The sequence below is a fragment of the Corallococcus terminator genome, from assembly GCF_003611635.1.
Taxonomy (GTDB): domain Bacteria; phylum Myxococcota; class Myxococcia; order Myxococcales; family Myxococcaceae; genus Corallococcus; species Corallococcus terminator.
The window spans coordinates 1-1,967 of the sequence record NZ_RAVZ01000639.1 but is presented as its reverse complement, the minus strand read 5'-3'; the positions used below and the strand labels follow the sequence as shown (position 1 = coordinate 1,967).

The following is a 1,967-nucleotide window of genomic DNA, read 5'->3' as shown; positions in this document are numbered from 1 at the left end:
GCGGGGGCCTGGAGGACACGGAGGCGGAGGCCGCCCTCGCACAGGAACCCACCCAGGCGCTGGACCCGTCGGTGACGCAGGAGTCCTTCTGCCCTCCCACCGCGGCGGCCACGCAGCGGGTGAAGACGATCCTCCCGCCCTCGGAGCTGGGCATCCCCCGCTTCGCGGCGGCGCCGGACAGCTTCGCGAACCTCCAGGGCACGCTGCACTTCGCGGTGAACTACGAGGACGGTCGCCGCTCCCTCTGGAAGAGCACCGGCACCGACGCGGGCACCACGGAGGTGAAGAGCTTCTCCGTCACCGGCGACAGGTTCGACCCCCTGGTGGACAGCCTCACGGCCACGGCCACCCAGCTCTTCTTCCAGGCTCCGGATGTGGCGCGGGGCAAGGAGCTGTGGGTGAGCAACGGCACGAATGCCGGCACCCGCATCGTCAAGGATCTGACGCCGGGCGCGGAGGGTTCGTACCTGACGCACCTGACGGCGGTGGGCCACAACGTCGTCTTCTTCCGGGAGGTCTTCGACGCGGGCACCTCGGCCACGCGCCACGAGCTGTGGATGTCGAACGGCACGGAGGCGGGCACGGTGCTCCTGCGCGACTTCGGGACGAGCGCGGATGTGAGCTACCTGGACGCCCAGGTCGGCGGCGCGCTGCTGTTCTTCGTGCGCGAGTTGGAGGGCGCCACCAGCCTCTGGCGCACGGATGGCACCGCCTCTGGCACCGTGCAGCTCAAGCGGCTGGACGCGGGCCCCAACACCTATGCGGTCGACGTGCGCGTCTCGGGGACGCTCGCCGTGTTCTCGCTGCAGGAGAGCACGGGCCTGACGGAGGTGTGGAAGTCGGACGGCACGGCGGGCGGCACGGTGCGACTGGCCTCCTTCGGCTCCACCCGCGCGGTGGACGTGCTGGGCACGCTGGGCGCGTACGCTTACGTCACGACGACGTCCTACAGCACCCAGTACATGGTCATCTACCGCGTGGCGCTCGCGGGCGGGAACCCGACGCCCGTCGTCACCCTGCCCAATGACTACACCTCACAAGGCGCGGCGTTCCCGTACATCTCCGAGGTGAGCACCGCACCCGGAGGCACGAAGCTGTTCTTCTCCGTCACCATCGGCAGCAACGGCCCGGGGCCCCGCGACACGCAACTGTGGGTGACGAACGGCACCGCCGGGGGGACGACGCTGCTGCGCCGCCCGCTGAGCTTGTCGGACGAGTACGGCTCGCCGGTGTACGCGGTGGCGGACAACCTCGTCTACTTCAGCGCGCCCGACAGCAATGGAGAGAACATTGAGCCCTGGGTGAGCAACGGCACGACGGGAGGGACCCGCCGTCTCAAGGACATCGCCCCTCCGTCCGTCGGGGCGTCGTCCGTCCCCCGCGATTTCCTCCGGGTGGGCAACCGCGTCTTCTTCAGCGCCTTCGACGACACGGCGGCCGGCCAGCTCTGGTCCTCCGCGCTCACCACCACCTGCGCGGCGCCGGAGGTCGGACAATAGGCCCCCCGTGCTGTCCCGGGCCCGCCGACGGGACGGCACCCCGCCCGCCGGGTCTCCTGGCGAGTGACCGTGCCGGGCGGACACGTGGGTGTTAGACACGCGCTCATGCCCACCGTCAGCCCCAGCGCACGCCTCGCGGGACAACGCATCGAGCGCAGCCGGGCCTCCCGGCAGTTCGAAGGCCAAGGCTTCCGCAACACCGCACCCGTGGGGCCCGGGCTCCAGGGCAACCCGCTGCCCCTGTTGGGGGAGTACTTCTTCGGCGGCACGCAGCGCACCCCGCCCGGCCCGCTCCCGGTGGACGACCCGCGCGGCACCTGGGCCCGCGCGCCGGACACCGGCCTGCGCGTCACCTGGCTGGGCCACAGCACGATGCTGCTGGAGGTGGATGGCGCGCGCGTGCTCACCGACCCCGTCTTCGGCGACCGGGTCTCGCCCGTGTCCTTCGCCGGCCCCCGCCGTTTCCAC

General features: G+C 71.5%; 2 protein-coding genes. Both read left to right on the top strand.

Going from position 1 to position 1,967, the window contains the following annotated elements; translation table 11 throughout:
• Positions 1-1,499, top strand: a 1,499-nt coding sequence (locus D7V88_RS41025; protein WP_120545897.1) for a hypothetical protein, incomplete at its 5' end; no start/stop codon positions are given.
• Positions 1,500-1,604: 105 nt separating this feature from the next.
• On the top strand, positions 1,605-1,967 hold a 363-nt coding region (locus D7V88_RS41020), incomplete at its 3' end, for an MBL fold metallo-hydrolase (protein WP_208726755.1).